General features: G+C 69.0%; 11 protein-coding genes and 2 pseudogenes. 4 read left to right on the top strand and 9 right to left on the bottom strand.

Features of this window, described 5'->3' with window-relative positions; genetic code table 11:
- Positions 1-5 precede the first annotated feature (5 nt).
- The gene (locus ABCR83_RS02250) at positions 6-1,757 is read left to right on the top strand and encodes an ABC transporter ATP-binding protein (RefSeq protein ID WP_462692743.1); all 1,752 of its coding nucleotides are present in this window, start codon (positions 6-8) and stop codon (positions 1,755-1,757) included.
- Between the two features lie 671 nt (positions 1,758-2,428).
- Here ABCR83_RS02250 and ABCR83_RS02245 read toward each other — a convergent pair.
- A pseudogene (locus ABCR83_RS02245) lies at positions 2,429-3,050 on the bottom strand (nuclease/transposase family protein); the annotation flags it as partial.
- A gap of 123 nt (positions 3,051-3,173) precedes the next feature.
- Positions 3,174-3,326, bottom strand: a complete 153-nt coding sequence (locus ABCR83_RS02240; RefSeq protein ID WP_462692741.1) for an integrase — start codon at positions 3,324-3,326, stop codon at positions 3,174-3,176.
- A gap of 136 nt (positions 3,327-3,462) precedes the next feature.
- Here ABCR83_RS02240 and ABCR83_RS02235 point away from each other — a divergent pair, with 136 nt between their 5' ends.
- Positions 3,463-4,371, top strand: a complete 909-nt coding sequence (locus ABCR83_RS02235) for a helix-turn-helix domain-containing protein (RefSeq protein WP_462692739.1) — start codon at positions 3,463-3,465, stop codon at positions 4,369-4,371.
- A gap of 523 nt (positions 4,372-4,894) precedes the next feature.
- On the opposite strand, the pseudogene ABCR83_RS02230 reads toward ABCR83_RS02235, so the two are convergent.
- The 3 genes and pseudogenes from ABCR83_RS02230 to ABCR83_RS02220 form a co-directional block, all read right to left on the bottom strand.
- Positions 4,895-6,096, bottom strand: a pseudogene (locus ABCR83_RS02230) (cytochrome P450).
- Positions 6,097-6,142: 46 nt separating this feature from the next.
- The gene (locus tag ABCR83_RS02225) at positions 6,143-7,513 is read right to left on the bottom strand and encodes an NAD(P)/FAD-dependent oxidoreductase (protein ID WP_462692737.1); all 1,371 of its coding nucleotides are present in this window, start codon (positions 7,511-7,513) and stop codon (positions 6,143-6,145) included.
- Positions 7,503-7,712 (bottom strand): ferredoxin, encoded by a 210-nt coding sequence (locus tag ABCR83_RS02220; RefSeq protein WP_462692735.1) that lies wholly within the window; start codon positions 7,710-7,712, stop codon positions 7,503-7,505. Before ABCR83_RS02220 ends, ABCR83_RS02225 begins: the two co-directional genes overlap by 11 nt.
- Before the next feature lie 175 nt (positions 7,713-7,887).
- Here ABCR83_RS02220 and ABCR83_RS02215 point away from each other — a divergent pair, with 175 nt between their 5' ends.
- The gene (locus tag ABCR83_RS02215; protein WP_462692733.1) at positions 7,888-9,111 is read left to right on the top strand and encodes an MFS transporter; all 1,224 of its coding nucleotides are present in this window, start codon (positions 7,888-7,890) and stop codon (positions 9,109-9,111) included.
- A 21-nt stretch (positions 9,112-9,132) separates the two neighbouring features.
- On the opposite strand, the gene ABCR83_RS02210 is transcribed toward ABCR83_RS02215, so the two are convergent.
- The 4 genes from ABCR83_RS02210 to ABCR83_RS02195 form a co-directional block, all read right to left on the bottom strand.
- Entirely contained in the window at positions 9,133-9,360 is a 228-nt protein-coding gene (locus ABCR83_RS02210; RefSeq protein ID WP_462692731.1) for a hypothetical protein, read from the bottom strand.
- Positions 9,361-9,571: 211 nt separating this feature from the next.
- Positions 9,572-11,035, bottom strand: coding sequence for a hypothetical protein (locus tag ABCR83_RS02205; RefSeq protein WP_462692729.1), 1,464 nt, complete (start codon positions 11,033-11,035; stop codon positions 9,572-9,574).
- Positions 11,032-11,358 carry a helix-turn-helix domain-containing protein gene (locus tag ABCR83_RS02200; protein ID WP_462692727.1) on the bottom strand — a complete coding sequence of 109 codons (327 nt, stop codon included), beginning with the start codon at positions 11,356-11,358 and terminating at the stop codon, positions 11,032-11,034. The genes ABCR83_RS02205 and ABCR83_RS02200 overlap by 4 nt, the downstream gene beginning before the upstream one ends.
- On the bottom strand, positions 11,358-12,479 hold the full coding sequence (locus ABCR83_RS02195) for a tyrosine-type recombinase/integrase (RefSeq protein WP_462692725.1): 1,122 nt from the start codon (positions 12,477-12,479) through the stop codon (positions 11,358-11,360). Before ABCR83_RS02195 ends, ABCR83_RS02200 begins: the two co-directional genes overlap by 1 nt.
- Before the next feature lie 502 nt (positions 12,480-12,981).
- Between ABCR83_RS02195 and ABCR83_RS02190 the strand changes: the two genes are divergently transcribed.
- Positions 12,982-13,641 (top strand): dienelactone hydrolase family protein (locus ABCR83_RS02190; RefSeq protein WP_462692723.1); only part of this gene is annotated, 660 nt, incomplete at its 3' end.

Genomic DNA, 13,641 nt, shown 5'->3' with positions numbered 1-13,641 from the left:
ACGCGATGCTTCGACAGCTGTGGACCCTGACCCGGGGGCAGCGGCGCCCCCTGGGGGCCGCCCTGCTCCTCACCTTGATCGCGGCCGCCGTGGGCGTCGCACAGCCCTTGGCGGCCAAGGGGGTGGTCGACGCACTCACCGCACACCGACCGCTCCTCCTCCCCGTCGCCGTCCTCGTCCTGCTGCTGCTGGCCCAGGCACTGATCGGGGCCTTGGCCGCCTTCCTGCTGGAGCGCACCGGCGAGCGGTTCGTGCTGGGCATGCGCACCAGATTGGTCTCGCACCTGCTGCGGGTCCAGATGCAGTCGTTCGACCGCCTGCGTGTGGGAGACCTCATGGCGCGCGCCTCGACGGACGTGGCCGTACTGCGCGAGGCGCTGACGCACATCTCCGTCCAGATCGCCACCAACCTGTGTGTCGCCCTGGGCAGCGTCGTCGCCATGCTGGTGATGGATCCGGTCCTGATGCTGCTCATCCTGGGCGTGCTGCTCGTCGGCAGCATCGTGATCAACGGGCTGTCGGCGAGGATCGGCCGCGCGTCGGTGACCCTGCAGACCGCCGTCGGAGCGATCTCGGCCGGACTGGAACGAGCCCTGTCGGCCCTGCGCACCGTCCGGGCCAACCGCGCCGAACAACGGGAGATCGACCACCTCACCACACTGGCCCACCGCGCCTACGATGCCGCGGTACACAGCGCCCGGCTCACGGCAACGATCGCCCCCACTGCCCAGATGGCCATCAACACCGCCTTCGTTCTGATCCTGCTGGTCGGTGCGGCCCGTGTCGACCAAGGGGCTCTCTCCCTCGGCGCTCTCGTGGCGATGCTGCTGTACGCCACCCAGCTCACGGGGCCCATCACCGAACTGATGGAGGGCATCGCCTCCGTGAACAGGGCCAAGGGCGCCACCGAGCGCATCCAAGAGGTCTACGCGCTCCCCACCGAGGACAGCACCACCCCCACGATCAGCCGCGGCACACTGTGGCGGCAACCGTCCCCGCACTCACCCTCGACCGCGTCGCTGGAGGTTCGCGATCTGCGGTTCGGGTACAGCCGCGATACTCCGGTGCTCCGGGGACTGTCGCTGACCGTTCCTCCCCACGCGCTGGTCGCCCTGGTCGGCCCGTCCGGGGCCGGTAAGTCGACCACCTTCGCACTGATCAACCGGTTCTACGAACCATGGAGCGGCGGCATCCGCATCGACGGGCAACCGGCCACGGACCTCAGCCTCAAAGAGTGGCGCGCGCACATCGGCTGGGTCGAACAGGACTGCCCGATCCTGTACGGCACCCTGCGGGACAACCTCTGCTACGCAGCCCCGGACGCCACCGACGACAGGCTGTGGGAGGCCCTCGGCCTCGTCAACCTCACCCACAAGATCCACCGCCTGCCGGCCGGGCTCGACACCGAGGTCGGTGAGCGCGGAGTGCGCCTGTCCAGTGGCGAACGCCAAAGAATTGCCATCGCCCGAGCGGTCCTGGCCCGTCCCCGGCTGCTGCTGATGGACGAACCCACCGCCCACCTCGATCCCGCCAACGAGGCCGCTTTGACGGTCAACTTGCACGACCTGCGGCAGGAGTGCGCCCTCCTCGTCATCGCCCACCGGATGTCCACCATCGAAGCGGCGGACACCGTCGTCATGCTCTCGAACGGCACGGCACAAGCCACCGGAACGTATGCCGAACTCCTCCGCACCCACCCGGGATTTCAGCAACTCGTCGGTCGCTCCGCCGACATCAACGGAGCACGTCGCTCCTGACCGCCAGGGGTTGGCAACTGCTCGTCGAGGAGCGCATATGAGGTCGTCTTAGCTCGATGGTGTGATGGCCGGCTTCCGGGCTTGCGGTGCCCTGGGTCATCCGGGTTAGCGTGGCGGCGCGATCTGGGACGCCGGGTGCGGTGTCGGCGTGCGGGGCCCCTGCTCCACCGGAGCGATGGTTCAGGGCCTCCCCGTCGCCTCTGGCCGTATCCATATGGCCAGGTCGCGTAGGGAACCGGCCTCCCGGGACCGGACCACGCACAGGATGCGTGTCGCCGCCTCGGGGTCGAGTACGCCGGGGAACCAGTGCGCCCAAGACCGTTCGGGGCGTGCGGCTGACCGGGCTCACTCCTGCTCAGTCCGTAGGAACGGTACACCGATGGGCGTGGTGGAGACCAGCTCTCCTGCTCAGGCTCGCCTGGCCTGTGAAAATCAGGGATTCGCGAAGTATATGTGCTTATTTCGATATGCGGGTTTCGCGTTTTGTGTCCGCCGAAGGGGCGGCCGAGGAACGATAGGAATGGCCGAGTCCCGAACCGAGCCCGAAGCAACGTCAGGGTTTCAAGAGCCCACCCACCAGTCGTTCGGTTGGCCGTCGTTGGCGATGCTGCGGTTGCGGAGGGTTCCCTCAAGGACGAAGCCGAGCCTCTTGGCAAGTGCACGCAAGGCCGTCGGAGCCGGGCGATCTGGTCATGGATGTGGTGCAGGCGGCGGCTGGTGCGCTCGCCGGGCCTGCGGTGTGCCCTGCGCCGGGCGGCGCGCTGTTCCAGGCGCAGGAGCCTGGCTTTCTCCTTCTCGGTCGGCCACTGGCCGTGGCAGTAGGTCTTCCCGTCGGACAGGGCCAGGGGGACGGTCACGCCCATGTCGATGCCGACCTCGGGACCGGGGTGGGTCTGGGGCCTGGGTTCATGGGTCATGATGCGGAGGCGATGTGCCAGCCGAGTGCGTCCTTGACGAGTCTGGCGCCGGTGATCCGGTTCTCGGTGCCGGCGTGCTTGCCTGCGGGGAGGTCTTTGGCCCAGCGGAACCGGATGCGGCCGATCTTGGGGATGTTGACCATGCCCAGCGGCGGTGCACGCGCTTGATGTTCAGGTCCCGGCCCTGCGGGATGCCCACCGGCATCACGGACCGGAACCGGCCCTTGAAGTCCGGGGAGCCTGCCCGGCCCTCCCAGCAGTTCCTCCACGCCTGGAAGTACGTCTTGAGAACCGCCTGCGCGGCCTGCGCGGGAAGGACTGCGAGGAAGTCGAGGTCCTTGCGGGCCTGGCGTATCGCGGCGTCCGCGTTCGCCGGCGACTTGAGTGGCTTGACGCCGGATCATGCGAAGGGGCACCGCTCACCGTCGTATGTCAGTACATCGAGTCCGTAAGCGGGGGAACACTGCGCAAGATCAGCGGTAGAACATGGCCGCCCGGGTCACGTCCTCGACTCGGCGCGTTCGCGGCGCCGGACGGCCAGGACATCGGGGTGGCGGGTGTTGGCGTTGCGCCACCGTAGGTACTCCTGGAGCTTCCGTGAGAGCACGGTGTAGTTGGGATGGTCGGAGCCGCCCATGACGAAGTTACGCAAGGGCCCGACGCCGTAAAGATCAAGGCCCGTCGAACCCGCACGGGCTCTTCGGCCGTCGGCTGAAGCGGGCAGCACGGCCGGGGGCCGTAAAAAGAAGCTTGATTCTCCAGCAGCTGGAGGGATGAGAGTTGTCCTCGTGAGCGACCCCACCGAGATGCTGACCATCGGCGAACTCGCCCGGCGCACCCGCGTTTCGGTGCGCACGATCCGCTTTTGGTCCGACAGCGGCCTCGTTGCGCCGACCGGCCGCACAACAGGCGGCTTCCGGCTCTACGACGCCGGTGCCGCCGCCCGCATCGACCTCGTACACACCCTGCGTGAGCTGGGACTGGACCTGGACACGGTACGGCGGGTGTTGGACAGGCAGGTGACAGTGCGCGACGTGGCCAGGGCACACGTGCGGGCCCTGGATGCGGAGATCCGCATGCTGCAGGTGCGGCGCGCGGTGCTGGATCGGGTCGCTCGAAAGGGCAGTACGACCGAGGAGATGAGAGTGATGCACGAACTGGCCCGGATGTCCGCCGACGAGCGGCAGCGGATTATCGACGACTTCGTCCGCGAGACGTTCGACGGTGTCGACCCCCATGCGCCCGGTGCCCATATCGCACAGGCCATGCGCAGCATGCCGGCAGGCCTGCCCGCCGACCCGACTCCCGAGCAGGTGGACGCCTGGGTGGAGCTGGCCGAGCTGGTCAGCGACGAGCAATTCCGGCAACGGGCACGCGAGATGGCCGTGGCCGGAGCGCAGGGGGAGCAGCAGCCGGAAAGCCTCGACCCGGCGAAGGTCGCAGACCACGCCGGCCAGGCGGTGCGCGAGCACATCGCCCCCGAATCGGCCGCGGGCACGGAGATCCTTCACCGGATTGTCGATCCCCACCTGCCCGCAGCCGAACGCAACCAGCTGGCCGATCGGTTGGCCACCTTCACCGACCGCAGGGTGGAGCGGTACTGGCAGCTGCTGGGCGTGCTCAACGAGTGGCCGTCGGTCCCCTCGCAGGTCCCGGCGTTCGAGTGGTTGATCGCTGCACTGCGGGCACCCGTCTAGCGGAACGGTCCCGGTGCCGACGTGGCGAAAGCGTGGTAACGGTGGTTGCCAGGCGCCCAGCCCCTCCTTGCGCACCTCGGCCGATGCCAGCCTGCCGTCGGCCGATTTGGGAGAGCAGGAGCTTGGGGCCACATCGACGGGGCGACCTCCCGCGCCCTGGGACAAGTCAAACGTCCTGACGGCACAGGGAAGATCAGGAAAGTGTTTGTCCCAGCCGTTCGGATCACCGTCCAAACGACGGAGATCCGAACGGCAACCGGACGATATCGCCTTCGGCGGCCGACTCTGCGTCGGCCGTCGGTGGTATAGGTCAAGCTGAGTTGCACCGTTGGCTGGACACGGCATGTTCGCGGGTTTCGACCCTACTGCCGGGGGGTGCAGCAGAACGAGTGTGCTCCACAGCTGAGGTCATCCGGCCGTCGGTATGGCGCTCTGGCCTGGGGGTCGTCGGCCGTTCCTACGGACGTTCGGGGGTGAGCCGCCCCTCCTGGGCCGGCATCCGGCAGCCGGGCTGACACCTCGTTCAGAGTTCGACGGGAAGGTGCCGCGGTCCGCGGAGCATGGCGTTGTGCCGGTAGGGGGGAGGGTCCTGGACGAGGCGTGCGGTGCCGAGGTGAGGGATCAGCGCGTCGAGTGCGATCTGCGCTTCGATGCGGGCAAGCGGTGCGCCGAAGCAGAGATGGACGCCGCTGCCGAAGCCGAGGTGCTGGTTGTCCGGGCGGGCGGGGTCGAACCGGTCGGGGTCGTGGAACCGCTTGGGGTCGCGATTGCCCGAGGCCAGCACGAGCAGCAGTGACGTGCCCTTGGGGATGGTGGTGCCGTTGACGTCGATGTCGGTGAGAGGGGTGCGCTGCCGCATCTGGACAGGGGGTTCGAACCGCAGTACCTCCTCCACCGCGTTGGGCAGCAGCTCGGGTTCGCGGCGCAGCCGGTCCAGTTCGCCGGGGTTGCGCAGCAGGGTGAGGACTGCGTTGGCGAGCAGGTTGACCGTGGTCTCGTGTCCGGCGGTGAGCAACAGCACGCCAGTGGCGGCCAGTTCTTCGCGGGTGAAGGGTCGGTCGGCGGAGGTGTCGTTGACGAAGGCGGAGAGCATGTCGTCGCTCGGGTGGCCGCGCCGCTGCTCGGCAAGGTCCACCAGGTAGCGGCCCATCTCCGTGCGGGCCTGGACGCCGGCCCGGTCGCGCTCGGCGAGGTCGTCACCGGGCCTGAAGTCGACGGATTCGACCGCTGCCGCCGACCACTTGTGGAACACCGGCTCGTCCTCGCGGGGGACGCCGAGCAGGCGGCAGATGACGGTGACGGGCAGCGGGTAGGCGAAGTCGTCGACCACGTCGAACTGCGTACGGTCCTGGAGGCCCTGGATCAGCTCTCCGGCGACCCGGGAGATCTCACCGCGCATCGCATCGATCCGGCCCGGACTGTGCGGGGGGCCGAATGGCCGCATGGCCAGGCTGCGCAGCCTGTGGTGCGCGGGGTCGTCGAGCCGGAGGAAGGGGATCTGCTCTGCCTCCTCGGCCAGGGCGCTGACGGGAACGGTCAGATTGCGCGGGTCCACGCTCAGGCGCGGTCATGGAGCAGGGCGGCGATCTCGTCGTAGGTGCCGATCAGAAAGCTGCCGTCGGACTGGCGCGCCACCCCCGTCTCGCGGAGTTCCGCGTACAGCGGGTAGGGGTCGGGGCGGCTGGGGTAGTCGGTGATCCGTTCCGGCAGTGTGTCGACGGCCATGCGGGAGGCTCCTCGTGGGCGGGGGGAGACAGGGGGGAGGCAAGGGTCAGCCGGCGGGCCGTACCACAGTGAGCCTGTAGTCCGGCTGGTGTCCGGTGAGCGCGACGGTGGGGCTGTGAGAAAGCCGCATGGGATCCGGCACGTTGGAGGGGAACGGGAACCCGGCCACCAAGGGGCGGCTGTCGGCCCCGCCGGGCCGGGGCGGGAACGGCGCTGCGCTCTCGATCAAGTGGCGGTAGTAATCCAGCCACTTGCCCATGTTGACGGTGACCGCGGCGGTGACGCGGCCCTGGTAGCCGTAGACCGCGACCAGACGGCCCTCGGCGGCCGATCCCTGGGCGATGACCACCTGATCGGAAAAGGTGGGCACGCCGACGGACTTGATGTTAAGCCCGAACTGGCTCGACCAGAAGACCGGAACCGCCAGGTGCGGGCGCCGCCGCGGTCCCGGATTGACCATGTTGTAGGCGGCCACCTCGGCCTGCACGACCGCGTTGCCCCAGTGTTCCAGGGAGAGCATCTGGTACTCGTAGAGAGGATGCGGGAAGCGTGCGACATCGCCGACCACGAGGACGCTGTCGGTGACGATCCCGTACATGGTGAAGGCGCGGCATCCCGCGTCGCAGGCGATGCCACGCGGTCCTGCGGCCAGCCCGCTGCCGGCCAGCCAGTCGGTGTTGCGGATCGCTCCCATGGCGACGACGCACGCATCCGCGTCGACGCGGCTGCCGTCGGAGAGTTCCGCACCGGTGAACCGGCCGTTCCCGCGCAGCGCGGTGACCGTCACCCCGCACCGCAGGTCCACCCCGTGGGCCCGCTGCACGCCGGCCGCGAACTGCGACAGCGTCTCGCCGAGCGCGCCCACCAGCGGCGCGGGGCCCTGTTCCGCGACCGTGACCTCGATGCCGAGCTCTCGGCAGACCGATGCGATCTCCGAACCCATGAACCCCGCACCGATCACCAGCACCCGGCGCGGTCCCGCGGCCAGCCGCTCGGCCAGGCCCGCCGCGTCGTCACGGGTGCGCAGGGTGAACACCCCGTCCAGAGCCGCCTCTTGCGGGTTGGGCCACGGCCGCGCCCGGGCCCCGGTGGTGATCAGCAGCTGGTCGTAGGGCAGCGATTCGCCATCGGCCAGCAGCACCCGCTTCCTGCTCCCGTCCAGACCGGTGGCGCGTACCCCGAGCCGCCACCGGGCGCCCGGATCCCGGCGCATCGGCAGGCCGGTGCCGTTCGCCGCCACCCGGCCGAGCAGCACCTGCTTGGACAGCGGCACTCTGTCGTACCGCGGACAGGGCTCGTCCCCGACCACGGTCAGCGAGCCGGTGAATCCCTCCTCCCGCAATGTCTCGGCGGCCCGCAGCCCGGCCAGCGGGGCGCCGACGATGACGATGCGGCCCTCCGTGAGGTCAGCGGGCATCGACGCCCGCCTCTTCACCCACGAGGATGGCCTGGACCGGGCACGCAGTAGCGGCCTGGCGCACGTGTGCGGCCTGGTCATCGGGGACCTCGGGGTTGTAGCGCAGCGCCTCCTCGCCGTACAACTGGAACACCTTCGGCGCCAGGAACACGCACTGCGCATACCCCTGGCAGCGGGTGAGGTCCACGACGATCCGCATCCCAACCCACTCCCTTTGCCACCGGCCTCTGCTCCTTTTCTACGTCCGAAAGGGGCCGGGTGCTCGCCCGGCTACTCCGCCGGGGGTTGGACCTTTCCCCAGCGAGCGGGGTTACGGTGAATAGATGACGCAAACTGGCCGAAACCGGGTTACGTCTCATGAGCAGCGTGAACGAATGCCGTTCCCTCTCGTGGTGGCCGGCTTCTGGTCCGCCTTCGACAGGTTCGTCATCACCCCCATGCTCTTCGCCATCGCCGCGAGCTTCCATGCGCGGCTGTCCGCAGCCGTCGTTGTGGCGAGCGGCTACTTCCTGGCCTACGGCTGTCTGCAACCCGTCTGGGGAATGCTGTCGGACCGGTTCGGCCGGGTATGCGTCCTGCAGGCCGCGCTGGCAGGCGCGGCCATCGGTGGAGCCGTATCCATCACAGCCCCTTCGCTGACCATCCTGCTGGTGGCGCGCTGCATCACCGGGGCCTGCTACGGGGGCGTGAACCCCACCGCGATCACCTACGCCGGCGACACCGTGGCCCCCGACACCGTCAAGCAGGTGCTGTCACCCTTCTACGCAGCGGGCGGAGCCGGCACCGCCGCCGGTATCGCACTGGGCGGCGTGCTCGCGGCCCTGGCCGACTGGCGGATCGCCTTCGCCCTGCCCATGGCCGCCGCAGTCCTGCTGTTCCTCGTGCTGCTCCGGCTGCCCGAACCCGACCACGCCCCGTCCGCGAACCCCATGCGCCAGGTCATGACCGTACTGCGCTCCCGCTGGGCCCTGTTGGTGATCGCCGCAGGCTTCCTCATGGGGTGCGTGGTGGTCGGCTGTGTGACCTTCCTGCCCTCCATGCTCCAGCACCACGGCAGTTCAGCGTCTGTGGCCGGCCTGCTGACCGCCGTCTTTGGTCTCGCGGGCCTGGCCGGGGCGCCCGTGTACAACAGGCTCGCCCGCCGCCAAGTGCCCCGCTGGGCCCTGATCGCTCTCGGCGGCCTCTTCGTCACCGGATCCATGCTGGTCGCCGCGGCCGGGCCTCATCTGTCCACCGTCATGATCGCCGCCATCCTGCTCGGCGGCGGCTGGATCTTCAACAACGTCTCCCTCGCCTCCTGGGCGACGGCGGTCGTGCCGCACGCCCGGGGAACGACAGTGTCGTTGTTCGCCACCGGCATGTTCGTCGGCGGGGGCGTGACACCCATCCTTGCCGCCGGCCTGGCTGAGCGCGGCGACTACCCGGTGATCTTCCTGACCGGTGCGTGCGTCGCAGCATTGACCGCCACCGTGGCCAGCGCAAGCGAGAAGCGATTCAGCACCCCCCATGCAGGCAGCGGTAGCAGCACAGGACGGTTCGGCGCCGAACAAGAGCCGACCCGGAGCCCTGCGAGAAGTGACCCACCAGACAGCCCCTGAGCTCGAGGGCTACACCGCCCATCAGATCTTTGTGCGTTGAAACGAGACGCCCTCCTCGTGGAGCAGGATGTGCAGACCCTCGTGGCTGATGTCGTCGACCACCCCCTCGGCAACCAGGAAGTCGGCCAGTTTGGTCAGGCTCCAGGTTGAGAACGGCAGTCCGTGTTCGGCCGGCTTGGACTTGGTGATCTTCACCAAGGGCATGCCCTGCGCGGATATCAGCACCATCTGGGCCCGCCGCCAGGTCACACCGAACCGGTGCCGCGGCGGATGATCCGCAGCGACCGCCTGCCCTTGTCGTCACCAATCTCCCGGACCTGACGCGTTCAGCCACGTGATCATCCTGGTCGTCCTTTTCCGGACCAAGGAATCGATCACGAGGCGGCCGTCTTGGGGCGTGAAACTGGCGACCTCGCGTAATCGGAAGTCGCGTATTCCTCAACTGCTGTGGGGCTCGTGGTCACCGTGAGTGGTCGCCGGGGGCATAGTGGCGCCAGGTCCCGCCGGCCTCTTCGGCGAGGCGGGCTGTGGTGTCGTCGTTGTAGCCGAGCATCCGGGCAAGCACCGGGGCGGGGGCCTGGAGGACGAGGTGGCGGATGGCCGCTGTGCGTCCTTGTTGCGTCGGGAAGCCCAGGTGGCGGAGCCGGAGTTCCAGAGTTTCCGGGGTCATGGGCTGTCCGGCTCGGCGGCCGGGGAAGAGCCATCGGGCGTCGGGGTTGGTCGCAGTCATGGTGTTCGGCCGTTGCTTCAGGTAGTCCAGCAGCATCCCGGCGAAGGGGGCCGGGACGGGCGACGGCGGGTCGCCGAGTCGGACGAGGACTTCGCCGTCCTTGTGCTGGACGTCGTCGGTGCCGAGCCGGGCGATCCGTGTCAACGGCTGCGCGTAGAGAAGGACAAGCGCGGCGGCCACGCGGTCCTGGAGCGGGATGTCGTCGCGGTTCACGAGCTGTCGCAGTAGCGCGAGCCGTTGGTGCTGGGCGATCGGCGCGGGGTTGCTCGTCGAGCGGTGGGGAACGGTGACGACGGGCATGTGCTTGGACTTCATTGCCCAGCGGAGGAAGGCGTGGGTGAGGCGCCGGGCGGTGTAGCCGCCTGCGTACCAGGTGTCGACATCGGCCTGGGTGCAGCCGGCGAGGGCCCGCCCGCGCTGGGCGAGGTGGCCGAGGAAGGCGATCGCGAGGTGGAGCTCGTTGCGGGCCTGCTGGATCTGCTTGCCGGAGAGCGGGCCGCGGCCGGCCAGGGTGCGGAGACGGCGTTGGATGTGCCAGGCGGCGAAGAGCTCCAGGAGCTTGCGGTGCTCGGGTTCGCTGACGGTCGGCAGTTTCTCGGCGAGCCACCGCTGGAACAGCAGCAACTGCCGGTCGGCCGGTGGCAGGACGCCGCTTTGCATGAGTAGATCGCGCAGGTAGGCGACCGATCGCCAAGGCGTGAGCTTGCTCAGCCCCTCATGGGTGAGCGGGACTTGGCCGCAGGCGAGAGCTCGCAGGTTCCGTTGGACGTGGGGCTGGCTGGTCCAGGTCAGCCCGCCCCAGGGGCGTTTCATCTGCCGGAGCATGTCGAACAGTGGGAGGAGTTCGGGCCGGATGCTGCCGGTGCCGTCGTCGAGGAGGTCGTCGAGGCGCTCGGTGAGGACGCATTGGCCGCAGACTCCGCGGCGGTAGCGCCGGGCTTCCTGGCCGCACTGTTCGCAGGTGAAGTCGCCGAGGCCGCCGGCGCAGTCGGTGCAGAGCTTGCCGCCGTCCGGTGCGAGGCCCGGGGTGAGCCGTTCGACGCCGCAGCCGGTGCAGGTTCCGTAGGTCTCCAGGGCCCGGGTGAAGCAGCCCGCGCAGAGATAACCTTCGGGCCAGTGGTGGGTCCCCAGCCGCACCGCCCGATGGCATCGCGCGCAGAAGAGGTCCTCGGTGCGGACGCGGGTGCGGCTCATCCTTCGGGCCGGATACGGGCGCGCTTGGGCCGGATCGCTGACAGGTCGACGACCGCGTCGCCGGTGGCGACCTTGCGGATGGCGGCGTTCTCGGCCTTGGTGGCGATCAGGTCGGCTGGGGTGCAGTCGAAGATGTCGCAGAGTGCGGCCAGCACTGGCAGGGACAGCCGCTCGGGGGTGCCGGTGACCAGGCGGTGGACCTGGGAGAGGGAGAGGTTGATGCCGCGCTCGGCGAGTGGCGGGGCGAGCTCGCTGGTCGTGAACATCCCAGCGGCGGCCATCCGCTCGCGTAGCCGCCACTGGTAGCTGACCTGGCGTTTCATCAGGCCCTCCTTGCGGGCTTGAGCGCGGCCTCGATGGTGGCGTCCAGGGCCCGCCGCAGGGTGCGGGTGCGGAAGTCGGAGGACACGCAGGTGTAAATGGAGGTGGTGGACGCGTGGTCGTGCCCGGCCTGCTGCTGGACGAACAGCGGGTCCCAGCCGTCCTCGATCAGGTGAGTGACGTATGACCTTCGCAGCGAGTGGAAGTCCAGTACCGAGTCCAGGCCGAGGTCGTCGCGGTAGGCGGCGAAGCGGGAGTCCAGCCGTTGCAGGCCGACCCGCCGGCCGCGTTCGGACGGCCACAGGGCGGGCCCGTCCGCATGCCGCATGGCGGGCCTGACCTCGCAGACCCACTGGTCAAGGATCTCAGCCGACCAGTCCCAGACGGTCAGCACGCTGCGGCGCTTCGGGGGCGAGCCCTTCTTCGCCTTGCCGTGGCGGACGTAGCAGACGCCGTACTCGCCGAACTCCGCCCCTTCGGGGTTGCGGCCGAAGTCGGCCGTGTCCAGCATCCGCGTCTCGTTGCGCCGCAGCCCGTAGGCGTACGCGGTCTTGAACAGCATCGCGTCGCGGAAGGCGGGCAGCCAGCCCTTACGGCCGCGTCCGCGGACCCGGCTCACCTCGTCATCGGAGTGGTCGAAGAACGCCTGCAACTCGTCCCGGGTGAAGGCTCGTTTCGGTGACTCGGCGTCACACTCCTGCATGTGCACGGCGGTGTTCCACTCGTGGCACACCTGGATCGGATGAGTGCCGAAGCGCCGTTCGCACTCGTGGGCCCAGCCGTAGGCCGGGTCGGTGGCGTAGTCGCAGAACAGCCGCACCGCCTCCTGGTATCCACGCAGCGTCGAGCGGACGCAGCCGCGGACCGCCCGCAGGTCGCCGAACCATTCGTCCGCCAGTGGCGAGGACCAGGTCCATGGGAAGGCGTCCGCATGCGTGACGAATGCCCGCACCTTCCGCTCGCGGCCGTTGATGGTCGACAGCGCGAGGTTCCGGGCCAGTTGCTGGTTGCGCCAGCCATCCAGCATTGCCTCGAAGACCTGCTCTTCCGGCCTCAGCAGCGGCACCCCGTCGGCCAGGTGCAGCCGTACGGCCCCCGGTGCCGTCCCATCCTTGCCTGCCAAATTCGTCACGCTCCGTAGGTCGCATCTGGCGCGAGAATCTCGCATCAGATGCGAAGCCCGGAGAGGAACGGCAGGTCAGCCATCCGATCGAGTGAAGCGGAACGACACGAGCCGGGCCTGTCCGCTACCGTCTCGACAGGCACGCGTTGAGCCCTCTATCCGCTGATCAGCGGCTTCCTGACAGCGGCCCGGTCAACGCAGTGCAGGATGCGGCCAGTTCGCATCAGATGCGATTCGCGGCGGTTCCGCGATACGCGCCAAAGGGGCAACGGGATGATCTTGAAGCCCTGAGCACCCGTCGGCCGTCACCCATTCGGCCCTGCTGCGAGGGTCAGCCTCCAACACCGTGGCCTGGGCAGGTGATCCGATAGCGCTGCCGTGGGGACGGGGTTTGTGACGGTTCTTGTGAGCCCTCGCCGTATTTCAGAGGGATACCCGCGCTGTTCTGCCAGCGGCAGAATACCGGCCGGACCGGGCTCGACGATCACTACAGTCCAGTCTCATGACGACGATTACGACGCGTACAGTCGAGTATCCGGCCGACGGTTTGACGATGATCGGGCACCTCGCGCTCCCGGCCGGTGTCGACCGCCGGCCCGCGGTGCTGCTCGGACCAGAGGGCATGGGGCTCAGCGACGTCGAGCGCCGCCGGGCCGATGCTCTCGCCGAACTGGGATATATAGCGCTGGCCTTCGACCTTCACGGCGGGCGCTATTTGGGCGACCCCGAGGAGATGCTGGCCCGCTGCCTGCCGCTGCTCGCTGATCCCGACCGGATGCGGGGCATCGGCCATGCGGCGCTCGACGTGTTGCGCACCGAACCGCGGACCGACCCCGACCGGATCGCCGCCGTCGGCTACGGCACCGGGGGCGCCGTCGGGCTGGAACTCGGGCGCGGCGGCGTCAGCCTGCGTGCGATCGGGACAGTCAACGCACTGACCACGGGCCGACCGGGCGAGGCGGCGCGCATCCGCTGCCCGGTGTGGGCCGGGGTCGGGTCGGAAGACCCGATCATGCCGCCCGCGCAACGGAACGCGTTCACCGCTGAGATGCAGGCCGCGGGCGTCGACTGGCGCCTCACGGTCTACGGCGGAGCCTTGCACGCCTTGAGTAATTGTCAAATCCTGTGGATCGGCGGTGTGTTCATGCCGCGTGTGACTGCG

It is taken from the genome of Streptomyces xingningensis, assembly GCF_054957865.1.
The sequence above is the reverse complement of the archived record's forward strand: the minus strand, read 5'-3'. Positions and strand labels throughout refer to the sequence as shown.